The sequence below is a fragment of the Pseudomonas sp. B26(2017) genome (assembly GCF_002113045.1).
In the GTDB taxonomy this organism is placed as follows: domain Bacteria; phylum Pseudomonadota; class Gammaproteobacteria; order Pseudomonadales; family Pseudomonadaceae; genus Aquipseudomonas.
The window spans coordinates 659,342-673,997 of record NZ_NEJJ01000001.1 but is presented as its reverse complement, the minus strand read 5'-3'; the positions used below and the strand labels follow the sequence as shown (position 1 = coordinate 673,997).

Genomic DNA, 14,656 nt, shown 5'->3' with positions numbered 1-14,656 from the left:
GGCAGGGGTGACGGTGGTGTTTCCGCCGGCGCAGCAGCAGGAACTGCGCGGGTTGTTGGGGAATATCCGGGCGGGACTGGGCGGGGTGTCGGCGGGGAGCCTGGTGAAGACGGAAGGGATGGGATTGGTGGTGGTTTTGGTGCAGGTGGTGAATTTGGTGGGGGCTTATCGGGAATTGATGGGGCAGACAAAAAACAGGAAGAACCGGGCGAATTTTATTACTGCACTACTCACAACAGGAGCTGCTGGATTTACAGCTGCGCAAAGTCTAGCGGATACGGCGATGAGGACACGGAGTGCTGAACTGGTTGCAGGGTTACAGCGGCATGCCTTGCTGAATGTGCATGCACAGATGGGGAAGTTGCATATTGGGCTGGGCTTGTTCACCTATGGTCTGGGGCTGGCGTCCTCCGCAATAAGTCTTAAGAAACAGATAGAGAATTGGCAGCAGGCGATTCGCAGCGGCAACCATTTGGCGCAGGGAGCCGCTGAGTTAGCCACTCTTGGTGCTGGAGGAATGACTGCTGCCAATGCTTATGGTTTATCCAACACCTTGCATGCGGGTTACACCGTATTCTCGTCACCAAATCAGGCCGCACGAACAGCCGCTTGGGCCGCTGCGGGCACGCGTCTCTCTACTGTGTTTTTCCGCTTCAATCTAGCCGGGGCCTTGTTCACCATCCTGGAGCTGAGCGGCACCTGGCTGTTCAACCGCTACAACCTCAGCGCTCACGACAAGTGGCTGAAGATCACCCCTTGGAGCCGAGATGCCGAAATGCGGGGGGACCACTCGCTGGAGGACTATCAGAGTTACCTGGCCTTTTTGATTCACGCGCCTTACGTCCAGCTGGGACCCAATCCGTATGACTCCTGGCTGAAGAACCTGCTGTTCAAAGCCAGACCCAGCGATATCCATCTCGTGCTGCCCAGGCTGACGTTGAGTGATCTATCTCCACCTCTTGGCGGCAAGTCAACTCACCTGCTGGGCATCGGCGCCCATCGTCTCTCGATGCCGCTTCATAGTCGCGGAGCCCCGCGAGAGCGCAAGGATGTGGTCAGCGAAGAAGTCCTCCGCAGCCTGCGCATCGTCAAGTCTTCAGCGGAAGGCTTGGTGCTCTGCCTACAGTACCCGGTAGATCCCGATTCCGAATTCACCCCGGCGAAAGAAACGCTGGAGCTGGCCATCTGTATTCAAAACCTGAATGACAAAGGTGAATGGACATCCCGCACCCGCGTCATTCATATCGACCCAAGGGGAGAAGGGCATTTTGCAGTGGTTGCTGCACAACTGGTCAAAGAGAAACCACCGATTCTAATGGTTGAAACGCAGTTTCTGGAGCAGGCCGACCATGCTGAATAATCACGTTGAACCTGTAGTTATCTCGCAAATTGAGACACCTCGAAAAGCAGGAGATGTCGAGCCATTTCCGAGCGGTAAGGTCACTTATCTCGCACCGTTGCCATTGCCAACCTCTATACCTGCTTATGGACCTCATGTCGGGGAGATGAATGATGGTTTCCTGGATTTTGGTTTGGGATCACCGCAAGTATTTATGTGGCAAATGACTTTAGGTGGACCATTCAGCGTGACCTGTACGGTTTTATTTCTCTTCCCGCTGATTACAGGATTTCTTGGGGTCATTTTTGGATATGGACAGGAAGCCATATGGGATTCGATGGCCGCAATCTTTGAAGAGGCATGGGAAAACATAATGTTCACAGGCCCTCTCATGCTCCCAATAACCTTGGGAGTCTGGCACCACAACCACAAAAAACGCGCCTCAATCATCCCAACCCGCTTCAACCGCCAACGCCGCGAAGTTTGCTTCATGCCCGAAGGCGCCACCGAACCAGTCTTTGTCCCTTGGGAATCCCTCTCCGCCTGGATCATCGAGGCCCAAGGCGCCACCCAATACGGCATTCACCGCCAGTACGGCATGGGCATCGGCTTCTACCACGGCGAAACCCTCACCAGCCTCGAATTCCAATGCGCCGGCCTGCCGCTTGCCATCAGCCATTGGGAAGCCATTCGCGGCTACATGGAATACGAAATCCACGACCTCAAATCGATCCAGGATCTGCAAGAACTGCAAGGCCCAGACGACCCACCCCACGAAGGCCTGCACACCTTCCGCAATGCCCGCGCACGCATGCACCAGCAGATCCGTGAAGGTTCACGCACTCGGCTGTCCGGGTTTTTCTGGTACCTCTATCACGTCATGACGCTGTGGACGATTCCCAACCGCCTCGTCGAATGGGAAGTGCGCCGTCTCGAAAGGATCGGCAAGCAAGCACTGCCCGAGGCCATGCGCCAATGGTCGGAGCCGCTGCCGGAGGATCAATGGGCCAAGCCGAGTGAAGAGCTGCTACGACTGAGCGAGCAGGTGCGCCAACTGCAAAAGCGTCAGCCGCATCGGCCGATCACCGAGATCTTTGCCGAGGTGCAGCGCACGGGATCTACGGGTAAGCGCCGCGCATGAATTGTTTTCCCAAACAGCGAACGGGGGCCGAATTCACGCCAGCGAAGGAAACTCCGGAATTGGCCGTCAGTATTCAGAACTTGAACGACAAAGGTGAATGGACATCGCGCACCCGTGTCATTCATATCGATCCTAGGGGAGAGGGGCATTTTGCGGTGGTTGCTCCGCAGCTGGTGAACGAGAAACCACCGGTTCTACTGGTTGAAACCCAATTTCTGGAGCAGGCCGATCATGCTGAATAATCACATCGAGCCGGGAGTTATTCCGCAAGTCGAGACACCTCGAAAAGCAGGGGATGTCGAGCCGTTTCCGGGTGGTAAGGTCACCTATCTGTCCCCGTTACCTTTACCAACACCGATTCCACCTTATGGCCCGCATATTGGTGAGTTGAATGATGCTTACATGGATTTTGGGTTGGGATCACCGCAAGTGTTCATGTGGCAAATGACTTTGGGTGGGCCTTTAAGCGTTGCGTTTTCGGCTGCGTTCCTGCTCCCCCTGATTGGCGGATCTATGTTCTTTTTATTTGGTAATGGCTGGGATGATGTCTCTCATGCTATCCAGGGGCTTTTCGATGTAGGGAAAGGGGTTTCGGTTTTTGTAGGGTGTTTGATGCTTGTAATCGGCCTCGGCGTCTGGCACCACAACCACAAAAAACGCGCCTCAATCATCCCGACCCGCTTCAACCGCCAACGCCGCGAAGTCTGCTTCATGCCCGAAGGCGCCACCGAGCCGGTCTTCGTCCCTTGGGAATCCCTCTCCGCCTGGATCATCGAAGCCCAGGGCGCCACCCAATACGGCATCCACCGCCAATACGGCATGGGCATCGGCTTCTACCACGGCGAAACCCTCACCAGCCTCGAATTCCAATGCGCCGGCCTGCCCCTCGCGATCAGCCATTGGGAGGCCATTCGCGGCTACATGGAATACGAAATCCACGACCTCAAATCGATCCAGGATCTGCAAGAACTGCAAGGCCCAGACGACCCACCCCACGAAGGCCTGCACACCTTCCGCAATGCCCGCGCACGCATGCACCAGCAGATCCGTGAAGGTTCACGCACTCGGCTGTCCGGGTTTTTCTGGTACCTCTATCACGTCATGACCTTGTGGACGATTCCCAACCGCCTCGTCGAATGGGAAGTGCGGCGTCCCGAAAGGATCGGCAAGCAAGCGCTGCCCGAGGCCATGCGCCAATGGTCGGAACCGCTGCCGGAGGATCAATGGGCCAAGCCGAGTGAAGAGCTACTGCGACTGAGCGAGCAGGTACGTCAACTGCAAAAGCGCCAGCCGCATCGGCCGATCACCGAGATTTTTGCCGAGGTGCAGCGTATGGCATCGACCAACGGTCGCCGAGCATGAGTGGATGTTATCGATGGCGAGGTTGCCCGGTGGCTTAGCCACCACCGGTCAAGGCGTCCGATCTGTTCAACAGCCGGATGGGGTTTCCCGCCGACCAGGCCTGAATGTCCTCGATCATCTGTGAAAAGAACAACTCATAGTTCTGGCGGCTGACATACCCGACATGGGGCGTGGCCAGCACGTTGTCGAGGGTGCGAAACGGGTGCAGGGCCGGCAGCGGTTCCTGATCGAACACGTCCAGGGCCGCACCGGCGATGCGCTGTTTCTGCAAGGCCTTGATCAGCGCCGCTTCGTCGACAATCGGCCCGCGCGCGGTGTTCACCAGCAGCGCGGTCGGCTTCATCCAGCCCAGTGCCTGGGCATCGACGAGACCCCGGCTGCGGTCGCTGAGCACCAGGTGCACCGACAGCACGTCAGCCTGTTCGAACAGCTGTTGCTTGCTGACATAGGTGACGCCGGCCTGTTCGGCGCGCTCGGCGGTGAGGTTTTCGCTCCAGGCGATGACGCGCATGCCGAACACCTGACCGAACTGCGCCACCCGCTGGCCGATGCTGCCGAGCCCGAGAATGCCGAGGGTCTTGCCGTGCAGGTCGCCACCCAGCCCTTGCTGCCACTGGCCGGCGCGCAAGGCGTTGGCTTCGTTCACCAGATTGCGGGTGGCGGCCATGATCAGCGCCCAGGTCAGTTCCGGCGCCGCGTGCTTATAGCTGTCGGTGCCGCAGACCTTGATCCCGAGCCGGGCGGCGGCCGGCATGTCCAGCGCCGCGTTGCGCATGCCGCCGGTGACCAGCAGCTTCAGGTTCGGCAAGCGCTTGAGCAGGTCCTCATCGAAGCGCGTGCGTTCACGCATCACGCAGATCACTTCGTATGGGCCCAGACGCTCGGCCAGTGTGGCGTTGTCCGCCGGGTAGTCATGGACAAAGGTCACTTTGCCGAGACTGTCGAGCACCGACCAGTCGACTACGCCCCGCGCGACGTCCTGCCAGTCATCGATCACCGCAATCTGCACCGCCATCAGCGTTACCTCTTCAACGAACGGGATTGGTTTTGTCCAGCCAGCCCAGCAGTGCCTGGTGGAACTTCGCCGGCTCTTCCATCTGCGGGGCGTGGCCCATGCCGGGGAACTCCACCAGCGTGGACTGAGGAATCAGTTTGGCAACCTGCTTGCCCAGCACCTCGTAGTGACCGATTTTGGCCTTCACTTCCGGCGGCGCGATGTCCTTGCCGATGGCGGTTGTGTCGGAAGTGCCGATCAGCAGCAGGGTCGGCATCTTCAGGTCCTTGAACTCGTAGTACACCGGCTGGGTGAAGATCATGTCGTAGATCAGCGCCGAGTTCCATGCGACCTGAGTCTTGCCCGGGCCGTTACTCAGCCCGGCGAGCATGTCGACCCAGCGGTCGAATTCGGGTTTCCAGCGCCCGTCGTAATAGGTCGTGCGTTCATAGTCACGAATGCCCTGGGCGGTGACTTTCAATTCGCGCTGATACCACTGATCGACGCTGCGATAGGGAACGCCGAGGGCTTTCCAGTCTTCCAGGCCGATCGGATTGACCAGCGCCAGTTGCTCGACCTGATCCGGGTATTGCAGCGCATAACGGGTGGCAAGCATGCCGCCGGTGGAGTGGCCGAGCAGGGTGGCTTTCTGGATGCCCAGGGCCTTGAGCAGTTGCTGGGTATTGGCCGCCAGTTGCTGGAAGGTGTACTGGTAGTGATCGGGTTTGCTGGAGGTGCAGAAACCGATCTGATCCGGGGCAACCACCCGGTAGCCGGCTTCGCTCAAGGCCTGGATCGAACTGTCCCAGGTCGCGCCGCAGAAATTCTTGCCGTGCATCAGGACCACGGTGCGCCCGTTGGCCTTGCCGTGGGCGGCGACGTCCATGTAACCCATCTGCAGTGACTTGCCCTGAGACTGAAAGGCAAAGTGTTTGAGGGTGTAGGGATAATCGAAACCTTGCAGTTCCAGGCCGTATTGCGGGCCTTCGGCGTGAGCAAGCAGGGGCAGGGCGGCGGTCAGCAACAGGCCGGGCAGCCAGCGGGTCAGCGACACAGACATAGGACAACTCCATAAGAAATCGGCCGATGCTGGAACGGCCGGATTAGGGCGACGTTAAACACAGGCAATGTCCGGGCCCGATCGTTCAACCGAGCCAGCCCAGGGTGAGCATCGCCAGCACCCCGTAGCGGGCGCCTTTGGCGATAGTGACGATTAACAGGAATCGTCCAAGAGGTTCGCGCATGACCCCGGCGATCAACGTCAGCGGATCGCCGATGACCGGCAACCAACTGAACAGCAGCGACCAGTGACCATAGCGCTGATAGTGAACCCGGGCGCGCTCCATATGTTTGCGGCTGACAGGAAACCAGCGCCGGTCCTGAAACCGTTCCAGCCCGCGCCCCAGCCACCAGTTCACCAACGAACCGAGGACGTTGCCCAGCGTCGCCACCGCCAGCAGGCCCCAAAGCCAGTAACGATCGCTGACCAGCAACCCGACCAGCACGGCTTCCGATTGCAGCGGCAACAGGGTTGCTGCACCAAACGCGGCCAGGAACAGCCCGAGATAACCCGCCGTCATCAACGGGCCGGGTAATCCGCCACCACCACATCGGCGCCGTCTTTCTTCAGACCGATCACTTGATACGCATCGCTCATGCCGTCCATTTCCATGCCGGGGGAGCCCATCGGCATACCCGGTGCAGCAACGCCAAGCAGGTCGTCGCGCTTGCTCAGGGCCAGCACCTGTTCCGCCGGAACATGGCCTTCGACGAATTTGCCGTTGATGATCGCCGTGTGGCAGGACGCCAGACGCGGCGGTACGCCGTGTTGTTGCTTGAAGCTGCTCATGTCGGATTCGACGTGGTCTTCGACCTTGAAGCCATTGGCTTCAAGGTGGCTGATCCACTTCTTGCAGCAGCCGCAGTTGGCGTCGCGGTGGACTTCGATCGGGATGAGGTCGGCGGCTTGCGCCAGGGAGGAGATAAACAATGCGCTCAGGGCGGCCAGACGCAGATGGTTTCGCATGGAGGGCTCTCGGCTCAAAGGAGAAACGGTCAAAAAAGGAAGGCATTTTGACCGGTTTTTCCTGCCGGGCATCAACGGAGTGTTTCCAAGTGATACGAGGCAGGCCTGCCAATATGATCGTAGATCAAAGCTGACAGGCCGCTGAGCACAAGATGACAAAACTGTCAGCGCACCTTGAAACGCCCCATGATCGCGCTTACCCGGCTGTTGGCTTCCAGCAGCTGGCGGGTGTTGAGTTCGCTGGCCTGGCCGCTTTCTACCAGTTCATCAACCATGTGGCGGATCTGCACCATGCTGCGGTTGATCTCTTCGGTGACCGCACTTTGCTGTTCGGCGGCGGTGGCGATCTGAGTGCTGAGGCTGTTGATGTGGCTGACTGCACCGGCCATTTCGTCCAGCCCGCTGTTGACCCGGGTGGTGGCATCGGCGGCCGACTGGCAGCTGGCCTGGGTGTTTTCCATGGCGCTGACCGACGAGCTCACGCCTTGGGTCAGGCGGGTCAACATCTCGTTGATTTCCGAGGTACTGGCCTGCGTGCGGGCGGCGAGGGCACGGACTTCGTCCGCCACCACCGCAAAACCGCGACCCTGTTCACCAGCCCGTGCCGCTTCGATCGCAGCGTTGAGCGCCAGCAGGTTGGTCTGGCCGGCGATGGCGCCAATCACACCAAGGATTTCGGTGATGCGCTGGGCGTCCTGCTGCATGCTTTCTACCTTGTGGGTGGCGCTGGCCACCTCGTCGATCAACGCAACCACGCTGCCGGACGCTTCACCGACCACGATGCGCGAACGGTCGGCGTTTTCGTTGGCGCGCTGGGTGAAGGCGGCGGTTTCGGCGGCATTTTGCGCGACACTTTCGGCGGTCGAGCTCATTTCGTTGATCGCGGTAACCGTCTGATCGGTTTCCGAAGCGTGACGCAGCAGAATCTGGCTGGTGTGCGCCGAGGTGCGTTGCAGGTTGTCGAGGCTCGAAGCCATGGCGCCGGTAGCCTGGGTGACTTCGCCGATCATGTTTTGCAGGTAGGCGATGAAGGTGTTGACCGAATGCCCGATGGCGCCGAGTTCGTCTTCAGCGCGGATGGTGATGCGCCGGGTCAGGTCGGCATCGCCGCTGGACAGCGAATCGATATTGGCTTTCAGCGCTTTCATGCGCGAAACCAGTTGGCGGATCGCGTAGACCTGCAACAGCACCAGCAGAATCACCAGCGGAATCTGCAACAGGCTCAGACTGCTGAGCACGTCGTCACGCTGGGCGGTAAGCATTTTGGTGGGCAGCGCGGTGGCGAGGAACCACGGGGTGCCTTCGATCGGACGCATGAAGAACGTGCTGGCTTCACCGTGGTTGTCGAATTCGACGCGCTGCGCCTGCTCGCGGTTTTGCAATCCGGCCTTGACCTGGCTGGCGAAGGTGGAGCCGCCGGCCAGTTCGCTGATGTTTTTCAGCACGATCGGCCCGCTGATGCGCGAACTGTTGCTGATGATCTTGCCGTCGGCCTCGACAATCAGCATTTCGGCGTTGAGGTCTTTTTCCTTGCGCGCCACCAGATCGTTGAAGAAGCCCAGGGTCACGTCGATGGTCGAGACGCCCCAGGCGCTGCCGTTTTTCTGAATGGCCATGGCGCAGTTGGTGCGTGGTTCGGCGCTGGCGTCATCTTTATAGGCAGCAGCCCAGGCACACTGGCCGCGCGGGGTCTGCATGCCGCCCTTGTACCAGCTCTGGTCGTAATAGTTGGGGGCCGCGTCGCTGTTCCAGAAGGTGTTCACCGCCAGTTTGCCGGAGGCATCACGGTGCCAGAACGTACTGAACTTGTTGCGTCCGGCCTCACGCTGACCGGGCAACGGCCAGATGCCGCCGCCGAATACTTTCAGTTCACCGTATTGATCCACCAGCCCGGGCAACACGGTGTCGATGGCTGCGCTGTCGAGCAACGGAATGGTCTGGGTGATGCTGCGCTGTTGCGCCTGGACCTTGTTCAATTCGCCCTGGATCTGCTCGGCCACTTCCGCAATGCGGTTGAGCACGACTTGTTCTTCGGTATGGCGCAGCTTGGGCGCGACCAGTTGGCTGATGCCAACCACCGTCAGAACTGACAACAGCAGAATGAACAGAACCAGAAACAGCGTGTAGCGAGCCTGAATGGTACGGAATGCGGGCATGGAAACCGGTCCTTGAGCAGGGATTCTTATTGTGGGCAGGGAAAAAAACAGCGCGGGTTTCCTAACGTATCGTCGGGTCCTCGGGAAGCTTTAGGTACTTTCGTCCTAAAAAAAGCGGTCCCGACCAAAGGAACGTATCGGGCCTGATACACAAGAACTAACCGGGCCGAACATTAGAGCAATAAACCCACTTTAATCACCTTGTCATGATCGCTCTAATCCCGTATTTCCGGGCGGTTTACGGTTTGTATCGTGAATGTACAAAAATTGTAAAAAAGTGCAGAAAGGAGTTGGTGCCACTAGTTTGCCGGCCGATACTCCGGGCAACTCAAAAGTGGTTCAACAAGGAACTTTTCATGTTTTCTTCGCAAGGAGCTTGCGCATGACTATCGGATATACCGGTGCCTGGCAACCCAAGGCGGGTCTGCTGGTTCGAGATACAGCAAGCTCGAGCAAACCGGTTTCTCAAAGCGTGAAGGTCAAGCAGATGCTGGCCCTGGTCGGCAACGATCCCACCGTGATCAATACGGCGGAGATGGACAAGCAGGGTCTGCACAAGAACATCAAGGGTTTCGATCCGACCAATGTTTCGGCCAAGCAACTGGGCAGCCTGAGCGCAATGCTGCGTAGCCGCGGACTGATTTCCGAAATCACGTCCATGACCTTGCTCAATGCAGGCGACAAGTTCGATCGCTTCGGCATCCAGAAAGACCCGGACGCCAAGTTCAATGCGCTGGAGTATTTCGCCACGCAACTCGATACCATCCAGAACAACAATCTCAAGGGCAACAAGTACGCGAATACGTTGATCCCCGAGTACAAGAAAGCCATTTATGTACTGCAGAGCCTGCAGACTTACGGTCAGGGCGGGGAGCGCAAGCCTCCTACTGATCAAGGTGTAAAAGCCAAGGCCTGAAAGACAGGGCCCACTCCGGTAACGGGGTGGGCCCTTTCGTTTATATGCGGCGTTTATGGGCGGCTGCCACTTCTGCGATGACAGGCCGGCGGTGCGATCTGCCGCTGCATATCGTCATGCAATCGCTGCATTTGCGGGCAATGCAAGGACAGGGATTTGGGCTGGAATCCCCGATGAAACAACGCCAGCCATCCTGCTCCTCTGTCATCGGGCGCCAGTCCGCTGAACACGAAGCCTATCGTCGACAGCCGGTGCCAGGCCTTGTCGAAACCCTGCGCCAGCCTGAGTCTGATCGATATCAGCCAATGGTCGGGCAGTTGCTGCAATTCTTTGAGCAAACTGTCGTCCACTTCTTTGAAAACCCCGTCGAATCGCCCCCAGCGCTGCTCCAGCTGCGCCGGCGCGCCGATCCACGGCGACACGTTCAACCGCGTTCCGAACACGTCGCACAGCTGTTGCATGAACTCACGGCATTCATCCGGCCAGGTCAATGCCGGCAGCGGGCGCTGATAACCATCGACGGGGGCGTAACCCAATACCAGCGATTCCGTCACGGCGTCGCCAAAGGGCGAAGGCGCATGATCGGGCAATAAGCCGGTGTTGTGAAACCCAAGACCGGCGGCCATTTTCTGCGTGTAGGGGTGATGGGTCATTTGCTTGATCGTGACGCCCTGATAACCCAACGCTTGCGCATGGATCAGCAAGTGCCGGCCCAGTTCAGTGGCGACGTTCTGCCCACGGATCTGCGGATCCACCACGCTCAGCGCCAGCTCGGCGATGGACGATTCCTTGTCGAGAATCAGCGTGGAGTGGCCCGCCACCCGATTGTCGGACACCGCCACCAACGAATGCCAGCGGCCGTCGGCGTGGTTCTGGCTGATCAACCGGGGCAGGTAAACATGCGGCTGAGCGTAATGGTCGCCATAGATCTTCCTGAACAGACGACTGACTGCCGCAGCGTCGCTGGTGCGATAACTTCGCAGGGTGATGGAGTCCATCAGCAACGCTCCTGGTTATGGCCGTTGTAGACACGACGGTCCAGCACACGCTGACGTTTGCCGGAGCGTGGATGACGTTCCAGTTCCTGCGTCGTGCAGCAGCGAATCCGCAGCGCAAGCTGGTGATCGGCGCTCAGTTGCTCGATCAACGGATAGTCTTCGAGCAAGGCGCGATGCAGCGTCTGGTCGGCTTCAGCGATTGCCGGTGACAGAGCGTCCGGTGCCCAGTGCAGACGCAGAATATCCGTCGCACCCTCCTGCTCGATCACCAGTTGCCATTCGTCGCTGCCGGTGATGCGCCACACTGTCTCGCCGATCGATTGCGGCAGCAGGGTCAGGATACCCACGCGCACCCGCTGGCTGTCGGCGCAGCGGCCCATCAATGCGAATTTGCGCCGGGGCGTGCCGGACGGTTCGCACCAGCATGCACGGTCACCGACCGGGTAGCGGATCAACGGCATCAACCGGCGTGTGAGGTTGGTCATCACCAGTCGTCCGGACCGGCCGCATTCTTCGATCACTTCGCCGCTGTTCTCGTCGAGGATTTCCAGCAGTGCGTGACCTTCAGGAACCCGATGTTCACCCAGGGCACAGTCGCGATGACTGGCACCGATGAAGCCGGCGTCGACGCTGGCGTAGCCGATGGACGCCACTCGGGCATTGGGAAACACTCGCTCAAGCCGTCGCAACTGGGCGTCAAACAGGCTTTCACCGGCGTAAAGCAGGGCGGTGATGTGCTCGAGAGTCCGGCCCTGTTGTTCGAGCCAGGCTGCGAAGGTCAGCAGATGGGCGGGCAGGCCCGCCAGCACGTTGATCCGGTGCCGGGTAATTGCATCGGTCAGCAGGATCGAGTCGACATGGCCGGTAAAGGGAAACTCGACAACCTCGGTTTGCACATGCGCCAGGGCATCGTGGGTAAAGATGAAACTGGCATACAGGTCACCGACAAAAAACAGGTTGGCGACCCGGTCCCCGGCGTTCAGTTGCGCACCGAGGCTGCGACCGAAGTCTGTTACCAGCGTCCGCCATTCCTCGCGCCGGAACAGTGAAAACTTGCCGGCGCTGGTGGTGCCTCCGGTCTTGAACACCAGCGCGTCAGTCAGCGGCGCTGTCAGGGCAGGCCAATGGTCGAGGTCATGACTGCCTTTCCAGTATTCCCCTGGGTCAATCACCGGCAGTTGTTCCAGTGATGTGACCGGCCGGGAAAGTTCGGCGAAGTGACGCGCATAAAAGCCGGAATACTGTCGAGCAAAGGTGACCAGCTCTTGCCATTCAAACCGTGTGTTCATGTTCGGTTCCTTGCGTGTCTGTGCAGGGACCAACGCCCCGATTGTCGATCAGCAACGGCGTCTTGCCGCTGTGTTTGTTGCGGGTGAACCGGTCGCTGCCGCAAACCTCTACCTCGACGGTCAGCAGCCCGGTCTGGATGAGCGTGGCCAGCGTCGGGTAATCCAGCAGGCGACGCTGAACATCATCGGATAGCCTCGGGCTGCGAAAACGCATGCGCTCCAGTCCGTCCGGGGCGTGCTCGAGGATCAGCTGGAACTCGGTCTCCAGGTGCTCTGCCAGTTGCGACAGACAGATGAAGTCGGTGCCGATGCGGATCAACTTGCCGTGACGTTGCAGCAGCTCGAAGCGCGGTGTAGGCAGCCCGCAGTCACACATGCCGGGGAGCCAGCGACCGCTGTCACCGACGTCGTAGCGCTGAACGTCCTGGCCTTCGCGCTCAATGGAGGTAAACACCAGGCGCCCGGTTTCATTACCGGTCACCGCACGATCCGACTCGAAATCGACGATCTCCAGGTGCTGGATATCGCTCATCAGATGGAACACCCCATCGCCGGTGGCCGGGCAGGCATGGCCGAGCGGTCCGGCGTCGACGCTGCCGTAAATGGCCGAGCGGATCAGCCTGACGCCGCAGCTGCGCATCAGGGCGAGGCTTTGTTCACCGGGATGTTCGCCGCCGAGGAAGACTTTTTCGATCCCGCCATAGGTACGCAGTCGTGCCTGCTCGTTGAGGAACAGACGGTGCAGGGTGCTGGGCATGCCGACCAGTACGGTGACGCGCTGATCGATGATGACCTGCGCGATCTCGCGGTAATCGTCATCGGCCGGAGCCCCCATCGGCAGGTGCGTGGCACCCAGCAGTTCCAGCACTTTGGAGAAACTGAAGAAACCGCCATACAGCCCCCCACTGAAGAACAGGTTCATTACCCGGTCGCAACTCGGGTCGAGACCCGCCGCGAACAACCCGTCAGCGCTGGCGCGCATCTGTCGATCAAAGTCGCGGTAGCTGTAACCGGCCAGCGCCGGGGTTCCGCTGCTGCCACCCGAGCGGAAATACAAACGGGCCGCTGGATGGATAGGGCGTCTGACGAAGGTCTCCTTGCTCATGATCGGCAGATTGGCCACGCCGGGTGGCGCCGGCAGCGGATCGAGCGTGGCGCAGGTCGTCAGTGCCGTCGTCGACAGGCTGACCGACACGCGCCGGCTCAAGCGTTGCAGGGCATACACGCCGTCGTGGGGCTCGCCTTCGTAACCATCGTGAATCGCCTGCACCGGGGTAATCCGTGTGACGCCGGCGGCAATCAGCGTCCGGGCCAGTCCGGCCATTTCGTGATCGGCACACATCAGTCCGGCGCTTTGCAATACGTTTCGCCAAGGCAGTAGCGCCTCGGTCACCCGCGGACGTGGCACAGGCTTGAGCAGCAGACTGCGAAACAGCGGCGAGGGGCCCAGTTGCCGGTCGTGGTTCCAGATGACGCGCCAGTCCGGCGCCTGCCAGACCTGTCCGCTGGCCCCGCCAAAGCTCTGAGCCAGTCGCGCCATCGCGGTTCGGGTGGTGATTTGCGAAGCCTCCTGAATTGAAGGTTGCAAGGCCGGCCAGTGTCGGGATCGACGTTCGAATGCCTCGGCCATGCCATTGCCGATCGAGCGCAAGACGTTCTCGTCGTCACTGTCCACCAGCAGCCATTGCGGACTGGAACAAGCCTGCTGGTCGAGGCGGCAGACTTCATCGGCCACGGCGTCCAGCGCTTGTGGCGAGACCGCTGCCGGTGTCAGGTAGATGAAACTGATGCGGTGGCCCCAGTCGATCCAGCGACATCCAGGCGCGAGTTGCTGGCGGATGGCTTGCAGCGCGGACTCGCCGCCCCACACCGACACTCCGTTGGCCTGTTGGCACAATTCACCGATCCGCGCCGTGCTGGCCGGAACGACTGCAACATGCCCGGCGATTTGGCCGGTGGCATCGCACTGCGCCAATCCATGCAGCAATTGCGCGGTCATTCCCTGATCGCTGCTGCTGGGCCGCAACCAGTTGACGTTGCCGGCCAGCAGTCCCTCGATCACCGCGCAGAACGCCAGCAACGGCGAGTTGCCGGGAGTGATGTGGACCACCAGGCCCAGCGGACTCCAGCGTTCAAAGCGCGGCTGGCGATAATCGAGGCGACGCAGGCTGGCCGGTTGTGCGCCGAGTTCGCGCTCAAGCTTGCAGCGCAGCGCAGCGGGTTGGCAGAACCCGATCAGTAACTGACGTTGTTCAGCGTCGAGCGGAAAGGGCAGATCCGGGTCTTGCAGGCGTCTGGCAAAGGTAGACGCCGTGTCAAGGACCGTCGCCGTGTCCAGCGGCGTGACCAGCCGTTGTGGCAAGTCCGGATAAAGCTTTTCCAATGCGAGGTCGAAGGTGTAGTCGTCGTGAAGTTGTCCGTTGATCAGGTACATA

Annotated in this window: 11 protein-coding genes and 3 pseudogenes; 5 read left to right on the top strand and 9 right to left on the bottom strand. The window is 59.9% G+C overall.

Features of this window, described 5'->3' with window-relative positions:
* The 4 genes and pseudogenes from CAF79_RS29090 to CAF79_RS02960 all read left to right on the top strand — a co-directional run.
* A pseudogene (locus CAF79_RS29090) lies at positions 1 to 1,360 on the top strand (hypothetical protein); the annotation flags it as partial.
* A complete protein-coding gene (locus tag CAF79_RS02970; RefSeq protein WP_085696432.1) occupies positions 1,350 to 2,480 on the top strand; it encodes a hypothetical protein in 1,131 nt (376 codons plus the stop codon). The pseudogene CAF79_RS29090 and the gene CAF79_RS02970, both read left to right, overlap by 11 nt.
* A gap of 59 nt (positions 2,481 to 2,539) precedes the next feature.
* Entirely contained in the window at positions 2,540 to 2,722 is a 183-nt protein-coding gene (locus tag CAF79_RS02965) for a hypothetical protein (protein ID WP_139832547.1), read from the top strand.
* Complete coding sequence (locus CAF79_RS02960; RefSeq protein WP_139832546.1) at positions 2,712 to 3,842, top strand: hypothetical protein; 1,131 nt, start codon at positions 2,712 to 2,714, stop codon at positions 3,840 to 3,842. Before CAF79_RS02965 ends, CAF79_RS02960 begins: the two co-directional genes overlap by 11 nt.
* Before the next feature lie 34 nt (positions 3,843 to 3,876).
* On the opposite strand, the gene CAF79_RS02955 is transcribed toward CAF79_RS02960, so the two are convergent.
* The 6 genes and pseudogenes from CAF79_RS02955 to CAF79_RS29630 all read right to left on the bottom strand — a co-directional run.
* Positions 3,877 to 4,857 (bottom strand): D-2-hydroxyacid dehydrogenase family protein, encoded by a 981-nt coding sequence (locus tag CAF79_RS02955; protein ID WP_085696427.1) that lies wholly within the window; start codon positions 4,855 to 4,857, stop codon positions 3,877 to 3,879.
* A 13-nt stretch (positions 4,858 to 4,870) separates the two neighbouring features.
* On the bottom strand, positions 4,871 to 5,896 hold the full coding sequence (locus CAF79_RS02950; protein ID WP_085696425.1) for an alpha/beta fold hydrolase: 1,026 nt from the start codon (positions 5,894 to 5,896) through the stop codon (positions 4,871 to 4,873).
* Positions 5,897 to 5,981: 85 nt separating this feature from the next.
* Positions 5,982 to 6,416 (bottom strand): YqaA family protein, encoded by a 435-nt coding sequence (locus tag CAF79_RS02945; RefSeq protein ID WP_085696423.1) that lies wholly within the window; start codon positions 6,414 to 6,416, stop codon positions 5,982 to 5,984.
* Positions 6,416 to 6,862 carry a DUF411 domain-containing protein gene (locus CAF79_RS02940; RefSeq protein ID WP_085696422.1) on the bottom strand — a complete coding sequence of 149 codons (447 nt, stop codon included), beginning with the start codon at positions 6,860 to 6,862 and terminating at the stop codon, positions 6,416 to 6,418. Before CAF79_RS02940 ends, CAF79_RS02945 begins: the two co-directional genes overlap by 1 nt.
* 164 nt (positions 6,863 to 7,026) lie before the next feature.
* Positions 7,027 to 7,554 (bottom strand): annotated as a pseudogene (locus tag CAF79_RS29635) (methyl-accepting chemotaxis protein); the annotation flags it as partial.
* A 333-nt stretch (positions 7,555 to 7,887) separates the two neighbouring features.
* A pseudogene (locus CAF79_RS29630) lies at positions 7,888 to 9,018 on the bottom strand (cache and HAMP domain-containing protein); the annotation flags it as partial.
* A 382-nt stretch (positions 9,019 to 9,400) separates the two neighbouring features.
* Between CAF79_RS29630 and CAF79_RS02930 the strand changes: the two are divergent.
* On the top strand, positions 9,401 to 9,934 hold the full coding sequence (locus CAF79_RS02930; protein WP_085696420.1) for a hypothetical protein: 534 nt from the start codon (positions 9,401 to 9,403) through the stop codon (positions 9,932 to 9,934).
* Between the two features lie 53 nt (positions 9,935 to 9,987).
* Here CAF79_RS02930 and CAF79_RS02925 read toward each other — a convergent pair whose 3' ends face one another.
* The 3 genes from CAF79_RS02925 to CAF79_RS02915 are packed head-to-tail and all read right to left on the bottom strand — an operon-like array spanning position 9,988 to position 14,655.
* Positions 9,988 to 10,932, bottom strand: a complete 945-nt coding sequence (locus CAF79_RS02925) for a GNAT family N-acetyltransferase (protein ID WP_085696418.1) — start codon at positions 10,930 to 10,932, stop codon at positions 9,988 to 9,990.
* On the bottom strand, positions 10,932 to 12,221 hold the full coding sequence (locus tag CAF79_RS02920; protein WP_085696416.1) for a phenylacetate--CoA ligase family protein: 1,290 nt from the start codon (positions 12,219 to 12,221) through the stop codon (positions 10,932 to 10,934). Before CAF79_RS02920 ends, CAF79_RS02925 begins: the two co-directional genes overlap by 1 nt.
* Positions 12,205 to 14,655, bottom strand: coding sequence for an aldehyde dehydrogenase family protein (locus CAF79_RS02915; protein WP_085696415.1), 2,451 nt, complete (start codon positions 14,653 to 14,655; stop codon positions 12,205 to 12,207). The genes CAF79_RS02920 and CAF79_RS02915 overlap by 17 nt, the downstream gene beginning before the upstream one ends.
* Position 14,656: the final 1 nt, after the last annotated feature.